Source organism: Bradyrhizobium sp. USDA 4501 (assembly GCF_054062115.1).
The window spans coordinates 4,450,487-4,476,404 of sequence record NZ_JBSSEX010000001.1; the positions used below are offsets into that span (position 1 = coordinate 4,450,487).

Annotated in this window: 17 protein-coding genes; 6 read left to right on the plus strand and 11 right to left on the minus strand. The window is 60.9% G+C overall.

Going from position 1 to position 25,918, the window contains the following annotated elements; translation table 11 throughout:
• Nucleotides 1–66 precede the first annotated feature (66 nt).
• Nucleotides 67–2,928, plus strand: coding sequence for a hypothetical protein (locus tag ACVWZM_RS20430; RefSeq protein WP_456854478.1), 2,862 nt, complete (start codon nt 67–69; stop codon nt 2,926–2,928).
• A gap of 124 nt (nt 2,929–3,052) precedes the next feature.
• On the opposite strand, the gene ACVWZM_RS20435 is transcribed toward ACVWZM_RS20430, so the two are convergent.
• The 3 genes from ACVWZM_RS20435 to ACVWZM_RS20445 all read right to left on the minus strand — a co-directional run bounded on the left by ACVWZM_RS20435 (nt 3,053) and on the right by ACVWZM_RS20445 (nt 9,133).
• Nucleotides 3,053–4,480, minus strand: coding sequence for an HlyD family type I secretion periplasmic adaptor subunit (locus ACVWZM_RS20435; protein WP_057021159.1), 1,428 nt, complete (start codon nt 4,478–4,480; stop codon nt 3,053–3,055).
• Nucleotides 4,467–7,115, minus strand: a complete 2,649-nt coding sequence (locus ACVWZM_RS20440) for a type I secretion system permease/ATPase (protein WP_456854480.1) — start codon at nt 7,113–7,115, stop codon at nt 4,467–4,469. The genes ACVWZM_RS20435 and ACVWZM_RS20440 overlap by 14 nt, the downstream gene beginning before the upstream one ends.
• A gap of 578 nt (nt 7,116–7,693) precedes the next feature.
• Entirely contained in the window at nt 7,694–9,133 is a 1,440-nt protein-coding gene (locus ACVWZM_RS20445; RefSeq protein ID WP_456854482.1) for a hypothetical protein, read from the minus strand.
• Between the two features lie 582 nt (nt 9,134–9,715).
• On the opposite strand from ACVWZM_RS20445, the gene ACVWZM_RS20450 reads away from it, so the two are divergent.
• Complete coding sequence (locus ACVWZM_RS20450; protein WP_057021161.1) at nt 9,716–10,453, plus strand: class I SAM-dependent methyltransferase; 738 nt, start codon at nt 9,716–9,718, stop codon at nt 10,451–10,453.
• Nucleotides 10,454–10,487: 34 nt separating this feature from the next.
• Here ACVWZM_RS20450 and ACVWZM_RS20455 read toward each other — a convergent pair whose 3' ends face one another.
• The 4 genes from ACVWZM_RS20455 to ACVWZM_RS20470 form a co-directional block, all read right to left on the minus strand.
• On the minus strand, nt 10,488–11,282 hold the full coding sequence (locus tag ACVWZM_RS20455; protein WP_456854484.1) for a hypothetical protein: 795 nt from the start codon (nt 11,280–11,282) through the stop codon (nt 10,488–10,490).
• A gap of 46 nt (nt 11,283–11,328) precedes the next feature.
• Nucleotides 11,329–12,642, minus strand: coding sequence for an O-antigen ligase family protein (locus ACVWZM_RS20460; RefSeq protein WP_076834826.1), 1,314 nt, complete (start codon nt 12,640–12,642; stop codon nt 11,329–11,331).
• A gap of 132 nt (nt 12,643–12,774) precedes the next feature.
• On the minus strand, nt 12,775–13,914 hold the full coding sequence (locus tag ACVWZM_RS20465; protein ID WP_076834944.1) for a glycosyltransferase family 4 protein: 1,140 nt from the start codon (nt 13,912–13,914) through the stop codon (nt 12,775–12,777).
• Between the two features lie 59 nt (nt 13,915–13,973).
• Complete coding sequence (locus ACVWZM_RS20470) at nt 13,974–15,227, minus strand: glycosyltransferase family 4 protein (RefSeq protein ID WP_456854486.1); 1,254 nt, start codon at nt 15,225–15,227, stop codon at nt 13,974–13,976.
• Nucleotides 15,228–15,427: 200 nt separating this feature from the next.
• Between ACVWZM_RS20470 and ACVWZM_RS20475 the strand changes: the two genes are divergently transcribed.
• Together ACVWZM_RS20475 and ACVWZM_RS20480 are read left to right on the plus strand one after the other, a co-directional pair.
• The gene (locus ACVWZM_RS20475) at nt 15,428–15,574 is read left to right on the plus strand and encodes a hypothetical protein (RefSeq protein ID WP_156436591.1); all 147 of its coding nucleotides are present in this window, start codon (nt 15,428–15,430) and stop codon (nt 15,572–15,574) included.
• Nucleotides 15,571–16,581 (plus strand): polysaccharide deacetylase family protein, encoded by a 1,011-nt coding sequence (locus tag ACVWZM_RS20480; RefSeq protein WP_456854488.1) that lies wholly within the window; start codon nt 15,571–15,573, stop codon nt 16,579–16,581. Before ACVWZM_RS20475 ends, ACVWZM_RS20480 begins: the two co-directional genes overlap by 4 nt.
• 119 nt (nt 16,582–16,700) lie before the next feature.
• Here ACVWZM_RS20480 and ACVWZM_RS20485 read toward each other — a convergent pair whose 3' ends face one another.
• The 4 genes from ACVWZM_RS20485 to ACVWZM_RS20500 all read right to left on the minus strand — a co-directional run bounded on the left by ACVWZM_RS20485 (nt 16,701) and on the right by ACVWZM_RS20500 (nt 22,313).
• Nucleotides 16,701–17,642 (minus strand): FkbM family methyltransferase, encoded by a 942-nt coding sequence (locus ACVWZM_RS20485; protein ID WP_456854490.1) that lies wholly within the window; start codon nt 17,640–17,642, stop codon nt 16,701–16,703.
• A 70-nt stretch (nt 17,643–17,712) separates the two neighbouring features.
• Nucleotides 17,713–19,191 carry an oligosaccharide flippase family protein gene (locus ACVWZM_RS20490; RefSeq protein WP_456854492.1) on the minus strand — a complete coding sequence of 493 codons (1,479 nt, stop codon included), beginning with the start codon at nt 19,189–19,191 and terminating at the stop codon, nt 17,713–17,715.
• A gap of 328 nt (nt 19,192–19,519) precedes the next feature.
• The gene (locus ACVWZM_RS20495; protein ID WP_076834827.1) at nt 19,520–20,647 is read right to left on the minus strand and encodes a GumC family protein; all 1,128 of its coding nucleotides are present in this window, start codon (nt 20,645–20,647) and stop codon (nt 19,520–19,522) included.
• Between the two features lie 166 nt (nt 20,648–20,813).
• A complete protein-coding gene (locus ACVWZM_RS20500; RefSeq protein WP_057021166.1) occupies nt 20,814–22,313 on the minus strand; it encodes an undecaprenyl-phosphate glucose phosphotransferase in 1,500 nt (499 codons plus the stop codon).
• Nucleotides 22,314–22,492: 179 nt separating this feature from the next.
• On the opposite strand from ACVWZM_RS20500, the gene ACVWZM_RS20505 reads away from it, so the two are divergent.
• Both ACVWZM_RS20505 and asnB read left to right on the plus strand, forming a co-directional pair.
• Nucleotides 22,493–23,872 (plus strand): polysaccharide biosynthesis/export family protein, encoded by a 1,380-nt coding sequence (locus ACVWZM_RS20505; RefSeq protein ID WP_456854494.1) that lies wholly within the window; start codon nt 22,493–22,495, stop codon nt 23,870–23,872.
• Between the two features lie 233 nt (nt 23,873–24,105).
• Nucleotides 24,106–25,836, plus strand: coding sequence for an asparagine synthase B (gene asnB / locus ACVWZM_RS20510; protein WP_456854496.1), 1,731 nt, complete (start codon nt 24,106–24,108; stop codon nt 25,834–25,836).
• Nucleotides 25,837–25,918: the final 82 nt, after the last annotated feature.

Consider the following 25,918-nt stretch of genomic DNA (forward strand, 5'->3'; position numbering starts at 1 on the left):
CGCTGCGGTACGGCGCATAATGCCGTACCTCAACAGATCGTGTCGCCACGCGACAGGTGATTGCGGATGGGCCCGGTGATCCTCAAGGACAAGGCAGTTGCCGGCTGCGACATCGCAGATTCGTCGCGCCGCCTGCTGCCCAAGGCGGGACGGTCCGCGCTGTCGTGGACGACTGCTGCCATGCTCGCAATGGTGTGCGCGCCGGAAACACGGGCTTCCCCAGATCCGGCGCGCCCTTCGACGCAACCGCAGCATTCGGCGGCTGCCGGTAGTCCCGCTTTCATCGAAGCGGCAAGGAACGGCGCTCCCGAAGCCTTGCCGCCGGGTCGAGGCGGCAATGACAGACCGGTGCAGGTCGCCCAAGCGAGCGTCGGCGACACGGGGCAGGCCTCGAAACGGGAATACAACTGGGCGGAGTCGCTCTCCTGCGAACTGACGAATGCAAGACGTGACATCGAGTTGCTGCAACGTCTCGAGCAAGAGCGCTATCGGGCCGAGTCGATGGAGCAGAGTCTAGCGGCGGCGCGCCGCGATATCGAGGCCCAGGCCGCGTTGACGGACAAGGCGGCCGAAGAGAAGCAGGCCGCGCAGGGCGGCGCGGAGTTGCTGAACTCCCTGCAAGAGACGCGTGAGCGGGCGGAGCGCCTGGAGCGGGATCTGGCGGCAGCGCGGCGTGATGTCGAAACCCAGACCGTGCTGGCGACAAAAACGGGTGAGGAAGCGTCTCGGCTGAAAGCAGCGGCGGAAGGTGGCGCGGCGGATCTGCAGCGGGAGCGCGAGCGGTCCGCGCGGCTCGAGCAGGATCTCGAGGCATTGCGCCGCAACGTCGAGACTCAGACGGCGCTGGCGGCAAAGGCAGGCGAGGAGGTTTCCCAGCTGAAGGGGATGCGTGAAAGCGGCGCTACGGAGCTGCAGTCGGCCCTGCAAAGGGAGCACGAGCGGAGCGCGCAGCTGGAGCAGGATCTGGCGGCAGCGCGGCGCGATGTCGAGACCCAGATGGCGTTGGCGACAACGACGAAGGAAGAAGCCCTGCGGCAGAAGCAGGCAGCGGACGTCGGAGCTGCCGAGCTCAGGCAATTGCGCGAACGAGCCGAGGCGCTGGCGCAAGACCTCTCGCTGTCGCGGAGCTCGATCTATGCATACGAAGCCCAAGTCCGTAAATCCGGAGACGAAGCGACGGAGCTCAGGCAGGCGGTTGCAAGCTGCACGGCTTCGGTCAGCAAATTCACACCCGACGAAGGTGAGCGGTTCGCACGGCTGGAGCGGGACCTTGCGGCTGCCCGCAGCAACGTCGAGACCCAGGCCGCGCTGGCGACCAAAGCCGGCGAGGAGGTTTCCCGACTGAAACAGCAAAGCGAAAGCGGAGCGGCCGAGTCGCAGGGCTCCCTGCAAAAGGAGCGAGAGCGGTCCGAAAGGCTGGAGCAGGACCTTGCGGTCGCGCGGCGTGATGCCGAGACCCAGACCGCGCTGGCGGCAAAGGCGGCCGATGAAGCCCTGCGGCAGAAGCGGACGGTGGAGGCCGGGGCCGCCGAGCTGCGGGACTCGCGTGCCAAGGCCGACGCGCTGACACAGGAGCTTTCCCAGACGCGAAGCACGATCTACGCCTTCGAGGCGCAGGCCCGCAAAGCCGGTGAAGAAGCAGCGGAGCTCAGGCAGGCGGCCGAGAGCGGCGCGGCTTCGGTTCACAAATCCACACCGGACGAACGTGAGCGACTGGTGCGGCTGGAGCAGGATCTTGCGGCTGCGCGCCGCGATGTCGAGACGCAAACCGCGCTGGCGACGAAAGCAGGCGAGGAAACCGCCCGACTGAAGCGGGAAAGGGAAAGCGGTGCGGCGGAGTTGCAGAACTCACTGCAAGCGGCGCGGGCCGACCGGCTGGAGCAGGATCTCGCGGCAGCGCGGCGCGATGTCGCGACCAAGACGGCGCTGGCGACGAAAGCAGACGAGGAAACGTCCCGGCTGAAGGCGGTGGAGAAGAGCGGTGCGGCCGAGCTGCAAAAGGAGCATGAGCGGTCCGCCCGGCTGGAGCAGGATCTTGCGTCGGCGCGCCGTGATATCGAGAGCAAGGCCGTGCTGGTGACCGAGGCGGGCAAGGAAACGTCCCGGCTGAAGGCGGTGGAGAAGAGCGGTGCGGCCGAGCTGCAAAAGGAGCGTGAGCGGTCCGCCCGGCTGGAGCAGGATCTCGCGGCGGCGCGACGTGACGTCGAGAGCAAGGCCGTGCTGGTGACCGAAGCGGGCAAGGAAACGTCCCGGCTGCAAGCTGTGGGAAAGAGCGCTGCGGCGGACCTGCAAAAGGAGCGTGAGCGGTCGGCGCGGCTGGAGCAAGATCTGGCGGCAGCGCATCGCGACAGCGAGACCCAGACGGCGCGGGCGGCAAAGGCAGGCGAGGAAATCTTGCTGCAGAAGCAGGCGGCGGAAGCCAGCGCTGCCGAGTTGAGACAATTGCGCGCCAGGATCGACGTGCAGCCCCAGCACCTCCCTTTGTCGCGGAGCGCAATCCATGCGTATGAGGCCGAGGATCGCAAGGCGCACGGCGCGGCGTTGACGACCGGTGCGACCGCGCGGGACAAGTCCATCGAAGTGGCCACCAATCCAACCGCCGAACAGACGCGAGCGGCGCCTGCTCGCGCGGTTGCCCAGCCTGCTCCCGAGCAGGCTGCGGAAGCCGGAGGGTTGGTTGCGCGGGCGAGCTCCTTGTTGCGTCAGGGCGACATAGGCGCGGCGCGGCTTGTACTCGAGCGCGCCGTGGAAATGGGCAGCGCCCAGGCGAGCTTCGCGCTGGCAGAAACCTACGATCCCCTGATTCTTGCGAAGTGGGGGACTTACGGCACGCGCGGCGACGAGCGCAGGGCGCAAGACCTCTACGCCAAGGCCAACGCCGCGGGAGTCCATGAGGCGAAATCGCGTCTGGAAGCGCTGCGCCGATAGCGCATGTGCCAATCCACCGGCAATTTCACCGCAATCGTCCTAACGACGGGCGCCACCGCGACGAGCTTCGCTCTCACGCGCGTGGCGCCCCGCCCGGCCGCAACGTCCGGCGACGGGCTTCGCTTTAGCGTTCGCGCAGGGCTTCCTGCCGGTAGCGTGCCAGCGGCGACAGCAGGTAGCTGATGATCCTGCGCGTGCCGGTCTTGATTTCGACCGTCACCGCCATGCCCGGCCCGAGCTTGACGAGCTTGTCCTCGATTTGCATGTGCGTCCGGTCGAGCGAAACGCGCGCGGCGTATTCCAGCTCCTGACCTTTAGGCTCGCTGCTGCTCTGCGCCGCGCCCAATGTCCGGTCATTGGGGTTGCCCTGTTGCTTGTCGCGCGTGATGGCATCCGTCGACACGCTGAGCACATCGCCATGAAGCAGCCCGTACCGGGTGAAGTTGAACGTATCGACCTTGATCTCCGCCTTCTGGCCGGGATGCACGAAGCCGATGTCGCGGTTCGACAGCATGGCCTCGATCTCGAGCTGGCTCTCGCTCGGGACCACGACGGCCAGCGCCTGAGCGGGCGTCACCACGCCGCCCACCGTATGAACGGCAAGCTGCTGCACGACGCCGTCGACCGGTGCGGTCAGGCTCTGCAGTTTCGTTCGCCGATCCGCCTTGACCACCTCCTGCGCGGCGCTCGCAGCTTTCTGCTCGGCCTTCGCAAGAGCATCATAGGTCGCGCGGCGATACTCCGCGGCAGTCTTGTCCTTGGTCTCCTTCAGCAGCGCGATCGCCGCATCGGCTTCGCGCAGCCGGCTCTGCTGCAGGACGAGGTCCTGCTGCATGGCGACCAGTTCCTGATATTCGGAGAGATAGACGACCTTCGACGCCAATGCCTTCTCGACGAGACCCTTGCGGATATCGACGCGCTCCTTCAGTACCGGAATCGTCGCCTCCAGCTTGTCGACGCTCGCCGATGTGGTCGCCCGTTCCGCCTCCTTCTGCCCCTGCTGACGCTCGATTTCAGAAAGCTTTGCGCTCTGTTCGGCGCGCTGGCTGATCAGGAACTGGCGATGCATCTCGATTTCGGCCGCACTTGCGTTTTGCGGCGGCCGGAAGGCCGCGAGCGGGTCTGCGGCCAGCGCGGCGCGCAGCCGCGCGACGTCCAGCTCGGCTGCAAGCAGATCGCTCTTCTGGCGTTCCTGGTCGGCTTCCGTCATTGTCGGATCCAGCTCGATCAGGACGTCGCCGGCCTTGACGCTCTGGCCGTCGCGGACGCGGATGGCGCGGACCACACCGGTCTCGAACGGCTGGATCAGCTTGGTGCGCCCGCCCGGCACGATCTTGCCGGTCGCGCTGGCGACGATATCGACGCTGCCGAGCGTCGCCCACAACAGCGCGATGCAGAACGCGGCGATGATGCAGGCCCCGATCGCGCGCCCGATCGGCGACGGCGGCGATTCGGCGATCTCGAGCGCCGCCGGCAGAAAGGCGATTTCGTGCTCGCGGCGGCGAGGTTCGCGTCTCGGGAACGCGACGACATTGCGGCTAGCGGACGTCATGGATACCGGCCTGCAGATAATGGAGGTTGGCGTAACGGCCGTTGGTGCGGATCAGCTCGTCATGGCTGCCGTCCTCGACGATGCGGCCATGCTCGAGGGTGATGATCCGGCTTGCATTGCGCACCGTCGACAGCCGGTGGGCGATGACGAACACGGTCCGGCCGGCGGAAATCCGCCTCATGTTCTGCTGGATCGCGCGCTCGCTTTCGTAGTCCAGCGCGCTGGTCGCCTCGTCCAGGATCAGGATGCGTGGATCGGTGATGAGTGCACGCGCGATTGCGATTCGCTGGCGCTGCCCGCCGGACAGGCTGCTGCCGCGCTCACCCACGACGGTGTCGTAACCCTCCGGCAGTTCGAGGATGAAGTCGTGGGCGCCGGCTAGCTCCGCCGCTTCGATGACGCGCTCCATCGGCATCGCCGGATCGGCCAGCGCGATGTTGTCGCGAACCGTGCAGTTGAACAGTACGTTCTCCTGCAACACGACGCCGATCTGGCGCCGCAGCCAGCTCAGATCGACCATCGCGAGGTCGACGCCGTCGACGAGCACGCGCCCGCTTTCCGGGACATAGAGACGCTGGATCAGCTTGGTGATGGTGCTCTTGCCCGAGCCCGACGAACCCACGATGCCGATGACCTGGCCTGGCTCGACGCTGAAGGACACGTCGTGCAGCACCTCGGGGCCGTCGATGCGGTAGCGGAAAGTCGCGTGCTCGAATGTGACCTGACCGCGGATCGGTGGCAGCGCCGCGCGGGCCGGCGTGAAGCTCGGCTCGGGAATGGTGTTGAGGATGTCGCCGAGACGATCGATCGACAGGCGGGCCTGATGGAAGTCCTGCCAGATCTGCGCGAGTCGCAGAACCGGCGCGCTGACACGCGCGGCCAGCATGTTGAACGCGACGAGCTCACCGACAGTCAGGTCCCCGCTGACCACCAGGCGGGCGCCGAAGTAAAGGGTCGCGGCGATGACCAGCTTGTTGATCATCTGGACCGCCTGGCTCGCCGTGTTGTTCAGGCTGAGCACGCGGAAGCTTGCGGACACATAGCCGGCGAGCTGCTCCTCCCAGCGGCGCTGCATCTGCGGCTCGACCGCCATGGCCTTCAGCGTCTCGATACCGGTGACGCTCTCGACCAGGAAGGCCTGGTTCTCGGAGCCGCGATTGAATTTCTCGTCGAGGCGCCGACGGAACAGCGGCGCGGCTCCCGCGGAGATGCCGATGTAAAGCGGGAAGGACGCCAGCACGATCCACGTCAACGTCGTCGAGTAATAGAACATCACTGCAAGGAAGACGACGGTGAACAGCAGATCGATCACCAGCGTGAGCGCCGAGCTGGTCAGGAACTGGCGGATGTTCTCGAGTTCGCGGACGCGCGCCACCGAATCGCCGACGCGGCGGGTCTGGAAATAGGCGATCGGCAGCGCCAGCAGGTGACGGAACAGCCTGGCGCCGAGCTCGACGTCGATACGGTTTGTCGTATGCGCGAACTGATAGACGCGCAGCGTCTCGAGAACGGCCTCGAACACGGTCAGTACGACAAGCCCGACGACCAGCACGTCGAGCGTGCTCATGCTTCGATGCACGAGCACCTTGTCGATCACCACCTGGAAGAACAGCGGTGAGACAACGGCGAAGATCTGAAGGAAGAACGACGCCGCCAGCACCTCGCCGAGCAGGCGACGATACTTTTGCATGGCGCCGACGAACCAGGAGATATCGAAGCGCCGCGCGAGGTCGGTCAGGCTGGCGCGCCGGGCCATCAGGATGATGCCGCCGTCCCAGATCGCCTCGAGTTGGGCCTGGGTGATTGCTTCGGGCCGCGGAGACAGCGGGCGCTGAACGAGAAGCTTGTCGTCGATAACCTTGCCGAGGATCAGGAAGCTGCCGTCGCGCAGCACCGCAATTCCCGGCAGCGGGGTGACGGCAAGCCTGTTCCAGCTCGTCCTCTGCACCTTTGCCTTGAGTCCGAAATCCTTGGCGCAGCGCAGGATTTCAGTAACGCCGAGGCGCGCCGCGCCGATCCGGTGACGAATTTGGCCGGGGTCGGCAGCGATGCCATGGCAACGCAGCAAGATCGCCAGCGCAATGAGCCCGGATTCATCGTCATGTTCGGATTCGACGCCGGCGGCCGGGGATTCGGTGTTTGTGTTCGCCGGATGGATTGCGGCATCGTCGTGAGGCCCGCGCATCAGGATGCCAGGTCTCATCGCCAAGAAGCTCTTCGTGAGACCGTCACGAGCCCGCATCAGGCCCTCGCCGGCGCGGTGCATCAGGCCGGCGCCCAGGTCAAACGAGCGCGTGCGGATGCCGGCAAATGCATGACGTGCGCGCTGCGCGAGGCTCTGTGATCCAGCACAGATCAAACCGCCATCCCAGATCGCTTCGAATTCCGCGCGCGTCATTCGGCTCGGATGCGGCGAGGTCGGGTGCAGCACAAGCGCCACCTGGTCGTCGATCTTGCCCAGCAGCAGAAATCCGCCGTCACGTAGCGAGGCGATTCCGGGCAGCTGGGTACCCGCTAGGCGGGTCCAATCCATTGTCCGCGAGCGGACCTTGACCCCGAATTCGCGCGCGCAGCGAAGCATCGCGCGGACGCCGATCTCGTCGCTCCCGCAACGATCGCGGAGCTGGTCCGGCACGGTATTCACGCCATGGAGGCGCAGGAACAGAGCTAGCGCGCGAAGCCCTAGATCTGCGGCGGGGGCATTTCCGTTCTGGATCGCCATTCTTACTCAACCCTTCGCGGCTACCCGGCCGCGTTAGTGTTCCTTCTCATGCATTTCCAAAGACTGGGAATTCCAATGCCGCGCATCGACAGAGCATGCGACATACCGCTTGCTCGCAGCCAAAAGGCGCAAGCAACATCAAAGCACTAGGGCCTCGAACCGCGAGGGGATTTCAAAGCAGTGGGATTTTAGACCTGCCCCCCGACTGCTGAACCGGTTCGTTAATGCGCAAAAATGGCGAAAAAAGTTTCAAATCTTGATTTTTGCACCGTTATGTTGCGCGCAAATTTGCCGCATACCCGAAGCTGTTGCGCCAGCACGCATTTTGATCGCTTGGAAACAGATGCGAGCGATGAAGCCAACCGAGACCCCAAGATCCGCGCGTGGCAGTCCCTTCGCCGTTACCGTCCGCGATCGACCGCCCGTTTCCGACTCCCAACACGTTGATGGTACTGCACCCGGGCGCAGAGCCCCCGGGTGCAGTAGCCGGATCAACCCTGTGGTTTGCTCAGGAACGAGTTGTGCGTCCAGCTGTTCGCATTCGACATGGCCGCCGCGATCTGACCAGCGTCGACCCGACCGGAGCTGCCGGCCAGATACTGGTTCAGCAGCGCAAAGCCCTGGCTTGCCTGGGACGCTCGCGCGCCTTGATCGGCCCAACCGGTCGTCTGCGATGCTGTGTTCGCCAGGGTGCTCGTGTCGCCCATCTGCTGCTGCAACTGCGCAAAGCCGTGGTTTGCCCAGCTCCCTGCGTTTCCGCCAGTCCAGCTGGACGGCCGGGGATCCGTCACGCGGATCGTCTGCGGGTCCGACGACATCACTGCGCCGGTGGTCGGATCCATAGCGCTCGCGGTCAGCGTGAGGTTCGCGACCGGATGAGCATTGCCCCTGTAGTACGATGTCAGCGTCAGTCCGCTGTCGACCTGCGCGGACGTCAGGGTGATGTTGTTGCCCCTGAGCGTCGTGCCGTCGCCGGTCGTGATCGTCTCGTATCGCGGCAATCCCATGATACTGAGGGTGAGGTTATCGTTGGGGTCGGTCGTCGTAATGGTCGTCCCCAGGTCGACCTGACCGCCTCTGCCGGCCACCCAGAGCGACTTGTCCGCGACGTCGAGCACCGGTGCGGTCACGCTTGGAGTCGTGGGGGTTGTCGGCGTCGTGGGGTCGGTCGGCGTCGTCGGCTGCGCCGGTATCGTGGGATCGGTCGGCGTCGTCGGCGTCGTCGGCGTCGTCGGCGAAGAGGTGCCCTGCAGCGGAGGCGGCAGATCGCCCTGCAACTGCGTCGCATTCATCGTTGTGAAATAGAGTTGCTTATAGCTGGTTGTCAGATCGACCCAGTTGCTCATCCCGACGCCGGGATTATTCACGAATACGCCATTCTGGTAGACGTACCCGGCGGTGGCGTCTCTCCACCAGTCGGCACCGATATTGGCAACGTAGTGTTCGTTCGGATTGTCGACCTTCATGCTCGCCGTGACGAAAACGCCGTCGATCGTTCCGGGCGTGTAGGTGCCGCGGGATCCGCCCGGCCAGAAATGGTCGTTGTATCCGCTGGTCGGTGCATCGACGGATACGCTGCCATCCGCGTTTGTGGTTTGATTCCATGCAATGTTCGCGTTCCCGACGAAGTCAGCGGTGAAGTGGGCGCCTCCGAGGGAGCTCGTGTCCTGGTCCTGCACCTTGACCCAGCCGCCGCTCGTGAGATGCACCCAGGTCTCGAAATTTGCTATGTCGACGCTGCCCGGATTAACCGTCTGCCCGACCTCGGGATAGATCTGACCCCATCCGGTGATGGCCGAGAAGCCGGCAGGAGGGGTGCCTCCGCCACCGTTTCTGCCGGAATACCAAGAGTAGGATGAAGGAACGCCCAGCGGGAATCCTTCGCTATTGCCTGTGGTATTTTGAGTGATGACATCGTCTAGAGCGGCCAAGCTAATTCTCCATTGCAGACCAAATTGAGGACGAAGAATTCCACTGCCGCGCATGGGGGACGCGCGACATACTGCATGCTCGTAAGGTCTTGCGACCACGAACAGATTTCAATGCACTGCAGGCCTCGAACCGCGAGGAGATTTCAAAGCAGCGGGTTTAATGAATTTGCCCCCCCGACTGCTGCGCCGTTTGGTTAATGAGCAAAAATGGCGAAAAAACCTTCAAATCGTGATTTATACACACGTATATGGGACGCAAATCCCTTGTTCTCGACGCACGTGTGTCGCGGCGACTGATGCTTGTCGATGCAAGCGCGGATCGAGTTCTGCGCGCCGGGGTAGCCCGCAAGGATTATTGCGACAACCTCAAGATCAAGAACACACTCGCCGGTGGAGATGGATCGGTTCTCTTTGAATGGCGGCTCGTGGATTGGCGAATCTGAAGCCCGACAATTTGGCGATCCAACAGCGCTGGAAGGACGCGCGGTCGCCTGATCGCGTACGACGAACTCGAACGCACGCCCTCGGCGCGGCTGTGGTTCGCAGGCTGAGGCGAGCGCAATTCAATTGAGGGAGAGAACGATGGCTGTCGTCAGAGAGGCAGAGTTCGGGTCCAACGATCTCTATACCGGGAAAGGTTATGCTGAAGCCCATCCAGGCTGGCATGACGAAGATGCAGGAACCAAGGCCGCGAAGATCGCCAAGATCGTGCGTGACAACAACGTCACCTGCCGGACGATCGTCGACATCGGTTGCGGAGTGGGAGGCGTTCTGAACGCTCTGCTCGAGCACGACATCTTCCGTGACTCGACCGCCGTCGGCTACGATATCGCTCCGTATGCCATCACCGCCGCCAAACCGCGCGAGCGGGACAATTTGCGATTCCACTGCGGAGACTTCTCGCATACCAGCGAAAATTACGATCTTCTATTGTGCATCGATGTCTTCGAGCACATCGATGACTATATGGGATTTCTGCGAAGGATCAGAGGGCGCGCGAAATACTACGTGTTTCACATCCCGCTCGACATGACCATCCTCGGCGTTCTGCGAGGTCTGCCCCTCCAGCGGCGCAAGGAGGTCGGTCACCTGCATTATTTCGACCAGACGACCGCTCTGGCGACGCTGCGCGATACCGGTTTTGAGATTATCGACAACCAGTACACCCGGATGGAGGATTTCCTCCATGTTCATCCCGAATGGCGAACCGCGAAATCAACCCTCGCCATGGCTGGGCGGCAATTGGTTCGGAGCATTGCCGGAGAGGACCTTTCGGTGCGCGTCCTTGGCGGAGCCTCGTTGATGGTCCTCGCCAGCTAGTCGGAATTCCATCGGGAGCCAGAGTTCAGATCGGCTATCGCAAGGGCGGCGGTGGATCGGTCTGCAGCTGCGATCTGGTCATGGTTGTGAAGAAAAAGTACTGGTAGGTCGTCGTCAATCTGACCCACGCACCCATGCCGATGCCAGGATTGTTCACAAACACTCCATCACGGTAGAGGTACGGAGCCGAGGTGTCTCTCCACCAGTCTCCGCCGAAGTTTGCAATCAGATTTGCGTTCGCGCTATCGGTGCGCAGTTCTGCCAACGAGAACACTCCGTCGACCGTTTCAGGAGCATACGAGCCCCTCGGCTCCATCCAGAAATGATCATTGTAGCCGGGCGACGGCGAGCTCATCCTGATGCTTCGGTCGGGCTCAAGAATAAGATCCATCGTTGTAGAGGAGTTGTCGGAGAAATCCGCCACGTAGTGCCCGCCATCGACCGAATTCGTTGCCTGATCCTGCACGAGCCTCCAGCCGCCACTCGTCAAGTGTACATAGACGCGATAGTCCTTCAGATAGATATTGGCAGCAAAGTTCGGAGCACCAGCTTGCGGATAGATCTGCCCCCAACCCGTCAGTGAAGTGAAATCAGAAGGCGGAGCCCCGTTTCCGGTGGCAGCAGCGCCTCCGGCATACCACGAGTAGGAGGTTCTGACACCGTGGGGATAGATGCCGGCGTCCTGCCCGGAATTTTGCGATACGACGCATTCGATAGATAAGGACACGCAAATGGGCTGATGAGCACGCTTGCCCCCGGCACCCGGTGACGGGATGAGAGCTTCGAGGACCATGAGCGCGGTGAGGGAAATGGCAAGGTATGTCTTCACGCAAGAATTCCTAGCAGGGGCCAGTAGAACAGCAGCGAAGTTCGGCTCAGATGGCTCCAGGGCTCCCCAATGCTTCAGTCCGCGAACCGGCGATCATTGGGGTCGGCGATTCACGCGATCCGGGGGCGCGTTCAACAGCAGCTTCAGGTTGGGCCAGCACCAGGAAAATGCCGAGTATCAGGTACGACAACGCCACCGTTTCCCTGTTGAAGCTGTCATCGAACAACGCCACCAGCGTTACGCCAATGAACATGGCAATCCAGAGGTTCAGAGGTTGGATTTGCGCCGACCTCCTTCCATAGCAAGCAACAAGCTTCTGCCGGTCCGACATTGCGGCCAGCGGAAGGCTGAACCAGAACACGGTAAAGGAGATCAGGCCGACCACGCCGGTTTCGAAGAACATTTCTACGAACGCACTATGCGCAAGCAGGACGAATGGGCTGTAGAGCGCCGTTTGACCGGGGCCGTATCCAATCAGCGGTTGTTCGAGTGCAAGCGTGGACAGATAGTACCAATGGTAAATGCGCCAATGGACGGAGCTCGGAGCCGTGCGCCAATCCCAAACCGTGTAGTTTCCGCTCAAGATATAATCCGGAATCGAGCTTAGCTCCGAAAACGATGCTCCAAATGGAGATGTCCATATGACGACAACGAATGCTGCAGCGAACGCCGGCAAGAGGGCAGGCCGCTGAGCAAAGATATATATGGCGAAGGTTACCCCGAGTAGCGCGACCCCAGTCCTTGACGCAGCGAGGGCGAGGGCGACGAGAAAGAACAGATAAACGACAATGTCATTGTATCCCATGGAGAGGCGTAGTTTGCGACGCGACAGCTCGCAAAGGAAGAAGACCAGCACCAATTCGAGACTGAAGGATACCGGGTGCGCCGAGGGCCCCGCCGCTCGTGCATGCTTGTCGTATGGCGATGCGAGCTCGGTATATCCGGCCAGGTATTGGAACAATGCGATCGCCGACATCAGAAACAGCAGAACCATAAAAACACGATGGATGTTCGGGCAAAAGCCGGGAGATTGATAAATGGAAGAGACCAATATCACAAGCATGAACAGGTAGACGTACCTGATGATTTCGTACCACGCGGCGTATTGATCGATGATGCTCCTCGTATTGACGACAAGCGACAGTACGGCAGTGGCCGTGAAGACCGACAAGCATATTAACAGCGTGAAGAGTCTCCGGTGTATCCTGACATCGCGCATGTTCCAGGCTGCCACGAGGCCGACCGCGACGATGATCAACGAAAGAGTCGATGAAATGCCGGTGCCGTACAGACGATCAATTCCGTTGGAGAACGATCTCACAAAAACAAAGAAAAGAAAGAATGTCAGGAGGGCATTCATCTTGAGCGCAACTCCGGCTCAGTCAGGGGTCGAAAGACAGCCCGAATATCGGCGCGGCGTCGCGCCGGCTGGGGACGCTTCCAGCGCAAGGCGGCCAGCACGTGCTTGCCGCCACGCCACCCGAGCAACGCGCTAGGCTGCATGGGGAGGGGCGGTCCGGCGCCGCACGTCCTGGTGTGGCTCGATGGCTCTGCGATAGCATCCGAGCGTTCGTTCGGCGACAGAGTGCCAGTCCTCTCGCTCTGCCAACCAGCGGCGCGTTTTCTCGCGGAGTTCGGGCGGCCACGGACTGCTTGCAAAGAACGCCAGGCGACCCGCGAGCGCTGATACGTCTCCCAAATGGAAATAGTGCGAGTCGTCTAATCCGATCTCCAGAAGAGCGGGAATGTCACTGGCGACGACTGGCAGGCCGAAACTCAAGGCCTCCAGCAGCGCGATCGGCAAGCCCTCGTGCGAAGAAGGGAGGACGAAAATGCCGGCATGGGCGTAGAGCTCCTGTAGCGCGATGCCGTACTGAAAGCCTGCCACGACTGTCCCAGAGGTCGCCTCGGCGCGCGCTGTCACCTCCGCGGTATAGGCATTGGGATGTTCGGATGTCCCGACCAGCACGAGCTTCCATTCGTCGAGCCTGGCAGCGGCAAAGGCCTGAATCAAGTCGAGGTGCCGTTTCTCCGGAACCAGCCGGCCCACCGTCAGCACATATCGTCCCGGCGTAAGCCCGAACTTCTCGAGCGCTGAGGTGCTACTTGGTACGTCGGGCAGGGTGATGCCGTTTGGAATAAGGTCTGAGTTCAAGCCGTACTTGTCCCGCACCAGCTTCCGAATGGTCTGCGAGATCACGATGCGGCCGTCGGAGAACCGCATGCCCCAGGCTTCGCCAGCGTGCAGAACCGCCTTGGCCAGTCGGCCCCACTTCTCGCGGTCGTAATCCGGGCCATGATGCGTCACGACAACATGCAGTCCCAGCAATCGCGCGAGCGGCGCCATCAAAGCCGGCCCGATGGCCTGGATGTGCAATACGTCCGGTCGTTGCCATGCGGCGACCAGCACGCCGAGAAACGAATGCACAATCGTCTCGAGGCCGGACGCTTTCGGGCACCATACCCGCTGGTAGCGCACTCCGTGCCACTCGTCGCCACGACTGGGCGGCATATACGAGGAGCGGACGATCACTTTGACATCGCACCCCAACTTCTTGAGATGGGGACACAGATGCTCCGCGTGAGTTTCAACCCCTCCCTGCACATTGGGGAATCCACGCAGGCCAAGCATGATTACCCTCAGTACGAGATGATCCGCACTCACTACAAATTCCTCCTAAAATCTACAAACTATTCATGGACTCCTTGCGCCATTTCCGCTGCCGCCACCACCGAGGTTCGCCCCGGCAGCAGTGATCGGTAGACGGCAATCAGCTCGGCGTTGTGCTTGTCGAGGGAGAAGTGCTTCTCTACACGAACCCGTCCGGCGGCCCCCATCTGTGCGCGGAGCTCGCCGCTGCCCATGAGGCACTCGAGATGGGTTCGAAGCTCGTCGACATTGCCGGGCTCGAACAGAAATCCGGTCTCCCGGTCGTTCACGAGCTCAGGAATGCCGCCAATGCGGGTCGCAATGATGGCCTTGCCCTGCGCCATCGCCTCCAGGACCGACATCGGGCAATTCTCGCACCACTCCGAAGGCACAACCACTACGGATGCTTCGGCTATTGTTGTGCTCAGCGTGTCTCCGGAGAGGTGACCCGCAAACTGCACGTTTCGTGCAAACTGCGACTTCAAGTCATCAGTCAGCGGGCCCGTGCCCGCAATGACAAGTGGCCACGAACATCCCGCCGCCTGATGGGCACGCAACAGCGTCTCAGCACCCTTGCCCGGTGCGAGCCGGCCGCAGTAAAGAACGTATCCGTTGTCCCGGCCGCGCGGCGAAATGTTCCTGACATCCACGCCGTTGTAGAGCAGCACCGTTCGGTCTGGGGAGAAGCGGCGGGATACCGAATCCTGCATGAAGAGACTTGGTGCGATAAAGCGATCCACTTTCTCGTAGCTTCCGAGCCACTGTTGCGTGACCGCTTCGAGGTAAAGCGTGGCACTCTGCGCCAACGAGCCGTCGGAACAACGATGCGTCAGCACGTGATGGAAGCCGCCGGTGAGGCACAGCGAGCACAATTGGTTTCCGAGCGCTCGCGTGTGTACCGGACAGACCGGCTTCGTATCATGCAGCGTCAGGACAACCGGGATTCCGCGCGACTTGGCGACGCCGACGATCGATGGCGTCAACTGATGATAGACGTTGTGACAGTGCATCAAGTCTGGTCGCGTCTCGTCGATCAGCGATGCGAGCTTGCTTACGGCCTCGCGCGAGTGGATCAGCGCGAGGGCGCCCCTTATCCTGGCAAGGTAGCCGCCGTTGCGATAATCCTGGCGAGACACAAAATGAGTCGAGTAGGGTGACTCGATATTCCGCTCGTGCTGCATTGCGAAGTCAATGACTTCCACCCCGCTGCCCGTCAGGAATGCTCGTTCCTGAAACAGAACGGTCTCTGCGCCACCATTGTTGAAGAGGTATTTGTTAGCGAGGAGTACCTTCATTAAGGAGCCGTTCCATCGATACGCAGATCACAACAGCCACCCGCGCCTGGTGCTTTTTGTGCTCGACAGAAAAAGGCTACCTTGAAAGCTATCCGAGGCAGGTGGCGCATTCAGGGTGGGATGGGCGAATTGAGGGGTACCTATGAGTGAGTACCGGTGTCGCAGTTGCGTAGATGCAGCGGTTCCACGATAAATAGGCAATGCCTGCCAGTGCCTACGAGACGCTCACTGTTCTCACGATGGACAATTTGAAGATGAATATCGGCAGCGCGCCGCGCGTGGAATTAAACCGGCCTCAGATTCATGTGGTGAATTCTCTGACCAGCGGTGACGAGGGGGCGCCGTGAGGCAGAGTTTCAAGGCAGCCGTATTCCAGGCGGTGCGTTGGTCCGGACTGACGCCAGCTCTGCGCAAGATTTTTGCAGGCAGAGCCGCTATTCTGATGTTCCACGAGGTTCAGCGGGATTTCCGCTCAGAACTGATGACCGGAACGTCAGAGGACTTGTTTGAGTATTCGCTCAAGTGGCTGCGCCACGAGGGGTGGGAGATCGTCAGCCTGGAAACATGTCTTGAGCGGTTGGCAAATGATTCGCAGCCGCGCCGCTATGCTGTGGTTACCTTCGATGACGGTTATCGAGACAACGTTTCGACGGCGCTTCCGATCCTCGAGCGCAACAACGCCCCGTTCACGGTCTACGTTCCTACGGGCGCTCCGACGCGGACGCTGCAGTCATGGTGGCTCGGCTTGCGCGAAGTTCTTCGCTCGCGAGACACCGTTACCATTGACGCGATGGACATCCGGTTTTCCTGTCCCGATCTGAACAGCAAGGCGTCGGCCATGAGCAAGGTAGCGAAGTGGGTTCACGAAGATTATAACCGGGCCGAATTGCTCGTCCCGACGTTCCGCAATGCGGGTGTATCTCTATCGGCCTTGAACGACGTCTATTTCCTGGATGAACGCGAGCTTCAAGGCTTGGCGCAGCATCCTCTCGCTTCAATTGGCGGCCACACGGATTCCCACCCGGCACTGGCCTGTCTGGATGCAGCCTCAGCGCGAGCCGAAATGGCGGGCAACCGCAGCTATCTGGAGAATTTGCTTCAGAATCCCGTCCGGCATTTCGCCTATCCTTACGGCACCCCCGGAGCGTGTGACACTCGGGAGGAACGTCTTGCGGAGGAAGTCGGTTTTTCGACCGCGGTGACTACGCGGCATGGGCAGGTGTCCGATCGCAAGCCAAATCCACTGGCACTGCCTCGTATCGGCGTGGGTGGACAATTCGACACAAAGCTTGCGTTCGAGGCCCGAATGAACGGTATCCAGTCGGCGATGCACGGACTGCTGGGTCTTAGCTAGCAATCTTACACTCTGGTGATGCGGTGAGCCGCTCGTGCGTGAGGCACGAAATCAGATCGCTCGGGCTCTCAATCTATGAGGCGCTCCGCCAAGATCATCCGTAGCGACGCCCGGCGCGCTTATGCGCGACCGGCAGCCCGTTCCATCCACAGGTGGAAGCCGCTCCCTGGTGGGCAGGTTACGAAATTGTAGCCAATTTTCGGGTTCGTCTTGACCCTGTCCAGAAGGCCGAGTTCCTCGACCTTCGTAATTGCCCCGTCCATAGCGATGGAGAAGACCGGAAATCCTTCGGTATCGAGCATGTACCTCGTGGTCGTGTGGCTCCGGTCGTTGCCGTGATCCTCGTAGATGATCAGCGTATCGCGCTTTAGCACTTCGCGCGCCCCTTTGAAGGCCGAGATTTCCGCACCCTCGACGTCAAGCTTGACGACGAGCCGATCGCGGTCGGTCATCTGCAGCTGCCGTGCCAGCGAATCAAGCGTGATCGATACGACCGGTTCGACGTGCTTTGAGCGCATACCTTGCGACGTAACGATGTGTCGGGCGTCATGAGATCCGTCGTCGGAGAAGGACAACATCTGTCCGTCAGTCTCGAACAAGGCCTTGCGGCAGATCTCGAAGCGCCGATCGTTGGCGCTACGGTTCTGCTCGAGAATCGCGAGCGTTTGCCGCGATGCCTCGACAGCTATTGCGCGCTTGCGACCCAGCATTTCCGACGTGACGAGAACGGACCAGTACCCGATGTTGGCGCCGCAATCGAAGAACGTGTAGTCGACATCCTTCAGCCGCAGCAGAAGCATCGCTATGTCTGATTCGTAGGTACGATGGGGCTGACCGACAAAAAACGCATTCCAGTAGGCGTCGTCCAGCTCAAAGTACAGGCGGCTACCGTCCGCGAAATGGACGCAAGGCGTCTGGGAATGGATGAACGGACGGACCGCTCGCATTGCTAGTCCCATTCCACGCCCCGTACTCCGCGCAACAATCGTGTGCAGAAGCTTCACCAGCCCGATCGAAATCGGGTTTCCCGACACTTCGTAATCGAATGTATCCTGGTCCATGAGGTGCCGTCTCTCGCGCCCAATTCCGATTACAGCAGTCGCGTCCTCGTATGGCAACGAACGCATTCAACTATCTCCCCGAATCACGCACGTCGTGTCCCGACCGCCGCACGCGCGGCCGCAAGTCGAGAATGGTCGCGCCGGTTTCCGGCCGCACCGCGTCCATGAGCGGTTCGGATGGGCCTCGCCGCATTGTGCGCCTTACTAGCGCAATGAGCGTCGTGGTGGCCGTGATATCGATCCCCTCCGCGGCGTACATGTAGGCCGCTGTCCATACCCTGGTTGCCACGCCTGCGCAGGAGCCAGCAACTGCCGCTCCTAGAGCCCCAAAGGCCCAGGTCGCGCTGATCATGGCCAGGAGTCCCACGGCCCAGGTTGCTACCACGATTTGCATCGCGGCCCGCTGGTGTCCGGTCATATTCAGTGCGATAGGGCCGATGCCGAAGTATGTCGAGATTAACAGGCCGATTGCCAAGACCATCAGGACGCTGTAGGCGCGGGTGAAGTCGGCTCCGAACGTCATCAGCGCGAGGTCGCCGGCGGCCGCCAATGTTGCAACGCAGCCGAGGACGGCGACGAACGCAGCCAGTGTCGCTCCTGATGTGATGCGTGTGATTTCCGCATGACGATTTTCATCGAACAAGCGTGCCATGAGGGGCGCTGCGGGTACGCAGAAAGTTGCCAGAAAGAAATCAAGCAGGAACGCGATCCGGGTGGCAGCGTAGTAATATCCGCCGGCTTCCGGGCCGACCATCACCGAGACGATGATGACATCTATCGTGCCGCCCATCACGCTGGTGATGCTGGTTACCCAGAACGGTCCCGAAGTGGAAAGGATGTCGCCAATCCGATCATTCGATCGCTTCACCGCCACGGTGAATACGTTATAGCCCTCTGCGAGGCGTCGTAGGTAACCGTTCTGAGCGGGGATCAGCACGACCAGGATGCCGGTCGCAATCATCAGAACGTCTCCCGCCTGCAGCGGGCGGCCAAACGTCGAGAAGAGAACGCCGCTCAACAGAATGATGAGCAACCGCCACAAAACATCCTTGGTCATAAGCGCGAGGTTGACGGAACCGAGCGCGCGCCCCAACGAGCCCTGCATTTCGATCAAGGCCAATGGCAAGATCAGCAGCACGCTCGTGCAGTATTGCCACCGTCCGAATATACCATCGCGGCCGTGCGCGACGACGAACAAGAGGAGAGAGACCAGAGTAACGGCAATGCTGCCGAGACACGCCAAACGAACCTGCTTTGCAACAATCGAACCGATCTCTGGGAAACATTTCCGGACGGCGATGCTTGGTATTTCCCGCAGCACGCGAAACTGCTGGCCGAAGAGGCCGACCGTGGAGGCGACGACCGCGAATGTCATCAGCGACATGAGCGCCCCGTATTCCTCTATGGTCATCATCCGCGCAAAACTCACGCCGAAGAGGAAGGACACGGCGGCGCCCGAGCAGCGATAGACCATAGCCAGCCATGACTGCCGGAGGATATTGCTGAGCATGGTCACCGATCCGCCGGACGCCTGAAAAAAGCTCGTCATTGCGCATTCCAACGTTGGCTAACGCTACGCGACGCCCAGCGATTGTAATCGAGCTCTTCGCGGGCGGATGGTGGGTTGCGCACTGACTGAAGGTTCAAGAGCCAATTTTCCATCGTGTGGCGGATTGTCGCATGATAGAGGCCGAATGTAACTTCGTGGATGCGGAGGGCATTCGGCCCTTCCGGACTACCTACTCCGGTGGCCGTAACGAGAAACATGCTGCCTTCATCGCGATGAAGGCGGTTCGCCGACGAGCATTGTTCGACGGGTGATGTACGGGGCGTTTCAATCGAGCTTGCGGTATCGCGATCGGAGCCAATTCATGCGACTATAAGTCAGGATTGGCCTCCTTGTAGGTGTGTTGCTTCTCGACCTTGAACGAACCATCGAAATGGGGCTTGACGCCGTTCGCCTTGAGCCCCTGGACGACTGCAGTTCCTCCGGATGCGGTGGCTGCAGACCTGCGCGCGGGCGCGCGTTCCCGGTCCGACCTGTCGCGCAGCAATCCTATTCCGATCCCCAGGAGCATGCCGCCGAGGATCGCTGATCCAAGTATCAAGCGGGCGTTTGGCGAGCTGGCCGTGTAGGGGTGAGACACCCCCGTGAGCAGACGAGCCTCGAACACCGGCGCGGATTGCTGCTGCATGGCGTCCATGTAACGCAGCATCCGGAGGAAATTGTCATACGTTCTGGTGGCGGCGTCCGCCGTGGCTTCCAGTTCGCGGAGTTCGTCTTGCGTCGCTCCGGTCGATTGCGACGAGGGTGGACCTGCCCCAGCGGTGTTCGCGGGAGCCGCGACGCCATTCCTGGCCCTGTTGTAATCCGCTACGGCCTTTTTGGCAGTCGACGCCTGGCTGCTCAGTTCGTTGACACGTTCCTTGACCCATTTCTCGTTTTGCAGACCCCATTTGTATTTCGCGTCCATTTGCGTCGTGATGTAGGTCTCTACGACGGTGTCCAGGACCTGCGCTGCCCGATCGGGATCGGCGGAGCTGAAGGCGAGATCGACTATGTAGGTGAGGCCGGCGCGCTTCACCGAGAGCTTGCGCGCGAATGCTTCCATCGCATCACGCGTGACGACGTCCGTGTCCGGTCTGCTCCATCCGAGCAGCCGGGACGTCGACCGACCGAGTCGGTGCAGGACGCCGCCTGAGAATTCCGGATCCCCCGCCAAACCGAGCTTCGCGATCGCCGCGCGAGCGACGCTCTCGGACCTCAGGATTGCGACCTGACTCTCGACGGCCGTCGTTGCCGACGCCGTGTCGTTGGAAGAAGTCGTCTTGGCGTCGACGATGAGTTGCGCGGTTGCCGTAAACGTCGGAACTGCGACAACGAGATAGAGCAAGCCGGCGCCAAACATCAAGAAGCACGTCAGCAGTATGATCGAGAGGCGGCGGCGCAAGAAGGCGAGACCCTCCGCCACGAATTCGGCCGGCGAACCAAATTCAGGCGGCATCGTGTCCTGAGGTGCCGAATTGTCAGTTCTGTGAGATTGCAGCATTGTCTCGAACCTGCAGTTACTGGTGGCCTACCGAAGCCTCCGCCGATCAAACGGGAACGGGATCGACTGCAATGCCCTTGCGATCTTGCTGTACGGACTGCATGCAGCAATCGTCATCGCGCTAGAAGGCATTCCAATAGACCTTTCTGGAGAAGAGGGTCATGACGATGATCTTGAGATCGAGAAGGAATGACCAATTGTCGATGTAATAGAGGTCATGCTCGATACGACGTTGCATCTTCTCCAGGGTGTCGGTTTCGCCACGATAACCGTTGACCTGTGCCCAGCCGGTAATGCCGGGCTTGACGTTGTGACGGCGGGAGAATGACGAAATCAGCCGGGCGAAGCTCTCGTTCTGCGAGGTCGCGTGCGGACGAGGCCCGACGAGTGACATATCGCCGACCAGCACGTTGAAGAGCTGTGGAAGCTCATCGATATTGGTGTGGCGCATGAAGCGTCCCAACCGGGTCACACGTGGATCGTGTCTGGTCACCTGCTTGAAATTGTCGCCGTCCTCCGTCACGGTCATCGATCTGAATTTCAACACGCGAATAGTCTCGTTGTTGTAGCCGTGCCGCGTCTGACGAAATAGCACCGGCCCGGGCGAATCGAGCTTGATTGCGATTGGAATGATGACGAAGAGGGGACTGATGATGACAAGTCCGGCAATTGCGGCCGCGATGTCGAAGGCTCGTTTGATCGCCCGGTGGAACGGCGTCAGGGGAGACTGGAAGATGCGCATCGTCACCATGTTGCCGAATTGCGTGATGCGCGACACGGCCATGAGGTCGATTGCACCGACCGGGACGACGTGAACGTCGACCGGGAGCTCTGACAGGGCGCCGGCGAGCGCGAGGGCCGCCCGAACATCCGATTCCGAAGTCAGAATGACAATGTCATCCGCTCGCAGGGGCCGGCACTCTGCGATCAGTTCGCGGACATGGGATAGCACTTCGACCGCCCCGAAGTGCTCCGATGCCGAAGAGCCCTTGCGAAAGGTCGGCAACTCGAACGAGCGAATGGTCCGGATTCCGGTGGCGCTTACTCGTGCGGAAAAATCCAGGCAGTGGCTCGGTTCACCTATGAGGATGACGCGCCTGGCGTCGATCAGTCCGGATGCGATGGCAGGCTGCAGCAACGAGAAGCATATTGCCCGCGCGAAGAGCACCATGACGATAACGCTTGCCGCCTGGGCCATCACGGTCGCGCGCGAGTAGCCATCCGAGATCTTGAGAAGAAATATCGTTGAGATGAAGAAGGAGAATACGAAGAAGACGGCGCTGACGCCGCTCCATAGGAAGATGTGGCGGGGCTGCGTCTGGATCCGCGAATACTGCCGGAGCCCAACGGATACGAGCAGTTGCAACGTGGCAATCAGAAGAGATTCCAGGATGTATTTGGGAGTGTCCGGATAGTCGAGCGCAAGGACCAGCCGATAATAGAGGACGGCAGCGGCAAAAGCCCCAACGGCTACGAGGAGGAACTCGGCGCCTGCCGCCAGCACCAGCAAGGCGGCCAATCTGTTCTTGCCAAGGTCAGCCGCAATCGCCTTGCGGCCAGTGACCGAATGCGCCGAACGCTCGGTAGGGGCCGGCGAATTGGTGAAAAACGCATAACTCACCGGTTACTCCCAAGCAGTCCGTCACGCAGTCCGTCCCCCTGACAAAAACATAGCATTCGGGTCAGGAGGCGGATTGGCAATAAATGGGTAGCCGGGAGTAACTACGATGGTCAGTTGAGCCGAGGCGCTGCGGGATTAGATTGTCGATCAATCCGTGAGACCGAGCCATCGAGCACGCCATGCCGCACGCCAAGCTGCGTAATTTCCTCCGCCTTGACAACCGTCGCGGTCAACCAGGCCATTGTGTCAGGTGGGGCCTGGTGGCTGTTGGCCTGACGATTTCCGCGCAGGCGAAAGCCGAATATCGAGTGAGCGTCGGAGATGTTCTGGAGGTCGCGGTAGCCGGCGTGCCGGAACTGCGGCAGCGCGCGCCCGTCCAAGTCGATGGCAATATCTCTTTGCCGCTGGTCGGGATGGTCCCGGTCGCCGGCCTGCCGTTGCAAGAGATTCGGGCCAAGGTCGGGGCCGCAATGACGAGCAAGGTCTTTCGACAGAGGACTGTGGACGGCCGCGAGGTCGTGGTCGTGATAGATGCAGATCAGGTCACGGCGATCGTGGCGGAGTACAGGCCTGTTTACGTCAACGGGGACGTGTCGAAGCCGGGGGAGTACCCTTATCGTCCGGCGAGCACCGCGCGCCAGCTCATCGCCATGGCGGGTGGCTACGACATCATGCATATCAGGATGAACAACCCGTATCTCGAGTCAGCCGACCTGAGAAGCGAGTATGGTTCGCTTTGGACAGAACTCGCCAAGGAACAGGCGCGGATGTGGCGCATCAAGAGCGAGCTCGGGGAAGGGACGCAGATCAATCCAAGCGCTTCTCTTGCCGACGTGCCGATAGCCCGGTCGGCGGTTTCGGAAATCGTCAATGCGGAAGCCGAATACCTGAAGACGAAGCAGAGCGACTATCAGCAGGAAAAGGCGTACTTGCAGCGCAGCGTTCGGCAGGGAGACGACGAGGTCCGCGTGCTGTCGGAGCAGCAAAAGAAAGATGAAGAAGGACTTCAGTCCGACGTCGAGGACCTTCAGAAAGCGACCGACCTGTTCGGCAAGGGATCGTTGATCAGCCCTCGCGTGACGGATGCGCGTCGCGCGGTTCTGCTGTCGGCGACCCGGAGGCTGCAAACCTCTGCGCAATTGCTCCAGGTCAAGAAGTTGCAAGACGAGTACGCCAGACGGTTGGCAAAGCTCGACGATCAGCGGAAGCTTGATCTGTTCCGTGAGCTGCAAGAGACCAGCTTAAAGCTCAATCAGATTCGCGAGAAACTGCAGAGCGTCGGTGAGAAGCTTCAATACACTTCGATGGTTCGATCGCAGCTCGCACGGGGAGCCGGCAGTAAGCCGGATATTGCTATTATCAGAAAGAGCGAGAAAGGGCCGGAACGGATTGTCGTGAACGAGGATGCCGAGTTGCAGCCGGGTGATACCATCGAGGTCTCGCTGCGATACCAGGATGGTCCCGACGCGGCACCCCGAAAGCTGAGCAGTTCAAACGTTCCGGTCGTGATAGGCCGGACCGACGTGACCGCGGCAGACTCGCGGCGTGACAGCAGGTGACAAAGCCGGAAGCGGCAGAGTGATCGGGATTGGCACGTCGAGAAGACACGAGCAGCCACGGAGTTTGATGCCGCTTGTCCGTATATTTTTAGCCTATGCGACGGTGTCGCCGCTTAGGCATAGGCATAGGGTAATTCCGCTTGATCTGAACCTTGAATATTTTCTGACTTTTGCCGTTCTCGATCCGCTGTTCCGCTTCGCTGCGATCTGAACTTACAGAAGGGGCAACCTCCTTGTGCGGCTTCGTTGGCATCTTTGGATTTAAAGAATCGCTCGAGACGGCGCGCGGCCGGGCGCTCGAGATGGCCAAAACGGTCAGGCACCGCGGGCCAGACTGGAGCGGCATTTATTCCAGCGACGGCGCAGTGCTCGCGCACGAGCGTCTTTCCATCGTCGACGTGGAGCACGGCGCTCAACCCCTTCTCGACGTGACCGCGGGTCGCGCTTTGGCCGTGAACGGAGAGATCTACAATCATGTCGGTTTGCGCGCGGCGCTGAAGCTGCCGCACGCATGGAAAACGAAGTCCGACTGCGAAATCATCCTGTATCTCTACGACGAGTACGGCCCTGCCGTGTGCAATATGCTGAGTGGAATCTTTGCATTTGCCCTCTTCGATGAGCGCAGTGGCGATTTCTTCGTCGCCCGAGACCACATCGGCATTGTTCCGCTTTACATCGGATGGGGCAGCGACGGCACGACTTACGTCGCGAGCGAAATGAAAGCCCTCGATGGCGTATGCGAGACGATCCGGGAGTTTCCTCCGGGACATCATTACAGCGCCAAGGCCGGAAAGTTCGTCAAGTGGTATGATCCACAGTGGGCACATACTCTTCCAAGCAGGAAGGTGTCGCTGCAGGAGCTCCGATCTTCGCTCGAAGCTGCGGTCAAGCAGCAGATGATGTGCGATGTGCCTTACGGGGTGCTTATTTCCGGCGGGCTCGACTCGTCGCTTATCGCGGCGCTCGCGGCGCGCCACCGCTTCAAGCGGATCGAGTCGGGAGAAACCGAAGAGGCATGGTGGCCGAGGCTGCACTCGTTCTCGGTCGGCCTCGAAAACTCACCTGACATGAAGCATGCGCGAGACGTGGCAGCTCACATCGGCACGGTTCATCACGAGATTGTTTTTACCGTGCAGGAAGGATTGGACGCATTGCCGGACGTGATCCGGCACCTGGAGACCTTTGACGTCACCACCATTCGTGCCGGCACGCCGATGTATCTCATGGCGCGCAAAATCAAATCAATGGGCATCAAAATGGTGTTGTCTGGAGAAGGCGCTGACGAAGTATTCGGCGGCTATCTCTACTTCCATATGGCGCCGTCAGCAGAAGAATTCCACGACGAGACTGTCCGAAAGATCTTTGCGCTCAGCAAGTATGATTGCTGTCGCGCGAACAAGGCAATGGCGGCGTGGGGGGTCGAAGCCCGTGTGCCTTTCCTGGACAAGGAATTTCTGGACTACGCAATGTCGATAAACCCCGCCGAGAAGATGTGCCCTGGCGAGAAAATCGAGAAGGGCATATTGCGGGAAGCATTTACCGATCTGTTGCCGCAAGCGATCTTGTGGCGTCAAAAGGAGCAGTTTTCCGACGGGGTAGGGTACAGCTGGATTGAAAGCTTGAAGCGTCAAGCCGAGAATAAAGTCTCGGATCAGATGCTCGCAGAGGCGAGCAAGCGCTTTCCGCGGCAAACGCCGACGTCCAAAGAGGGATATTTCTACAGGGCCATCTTTGATGGCATTTTCAACAACCCGACAGCCTGCCTGACTGTGCCCGTCGGTCCTTCGATCGCATGCTCCACGCCGACCGCGTTTCTTTGGTCTCAGCAATTTGCGAGCATGAATGACCCATCCGGAAGGGCAGTGAAAGGGATCCACGTTCAGGCCATTGATCATGTTCGGTCAGTTGAAAACCTCAACAGTTCGAAGGCCCCATCGGGCGGACGGGTTGCAGCGGCGGAGTGAAATCGTCCTTCAAGTGAATTTCGGATTCCACACAGCGTCGCCCGGTGTTCGGCGGCAATGACGCCTGCCGGATTTCGTGGGT

Excerpts from the sequence above, each read along its gene's own strand:
- ACVWZM_RS20475 (WP_156436591.1), top strand. The coding sequence starts at position 15,428 with ATGCCTGCCAGTGCCTACGAGACGCTCACTGTTCTCACGATGGACAAT.
- ACVWZM_RS20495 (WP_076834827.1), bottom strand. The coding sequence starts at position 20,647 with ATGCCGCCTGAATTTGGTTCGCCGGCCGAATTCGTGGCGGAGGGTCTC.
- ACVWZM_RS20460 (WP_076834826.1), bottom strand. The coding sequence starts at position 12,642 with ATGAATGCCCTCCTGACATTCTTTCTTTTCTTTGTTTTTGTGAGATCG.
- ACVWZM_RS20435 (WP_057021159.1), bottom strand. The coding sequence starts at position 4,480 with ATGACGTCCGCTAGCCGCAATGTCGTCGCGTTCCCGAGACGCGAACCT.
- ACVWZM_RS20430 (WP_456854478.1), top strand. The coding sequence starts at position 67 with ATGGGCCCGGTGATCCTCAAGGACAAGGCAGTTGCCGGCTGCGACATC.
- ACVWZM_RS20485 (WP_456854490.1), bottom strand. The coding sequence starts at position 17,642 with ATGGACCAGGATACATTCGATTACGAAGTGTCGGGAAACCCGATTTCG.
- ACVWZM_RS20505 (WP_456854494.1), top strand. The coding sequence starts at position 22,493 with ATGCCGCACGCCAAGCTGCGTAATTTCCTCCGCCTTGACAACCGTCGC.
- ACVWZM_RS20490 (WP_456854492.1), bottom strand. The coding sequence starts at position 19,191 with ATGACGAGCTTTTTTCAGGCGTCCGGCGGATCGGTGACCATGCTCAGC.
- ACVWZM_RS20450 (WP_057021161.1), top strand. The coding sequence starts at position 9,716 with ATGGCTGTCGTCAGAGAGGCAGAGTTCGGGTCCAACGATCTCTATACC.
- ACVWZM_RS20465 (WP_076834944.1), bottom strand. The coding sequence starts at position 13,914 with ATGCTTGGCCTGCGTGGATTCCCCAATGTGCAGGGAGGGGTTGAAACT.
- ACVWZM_RS20470 (WP_456854486.1), bottom strand. The coding sequence starts at position 15,227 with ATGAAGGTACTCCTCGCTAACAAATACCTCTTCAACAATGGTGGCGCA.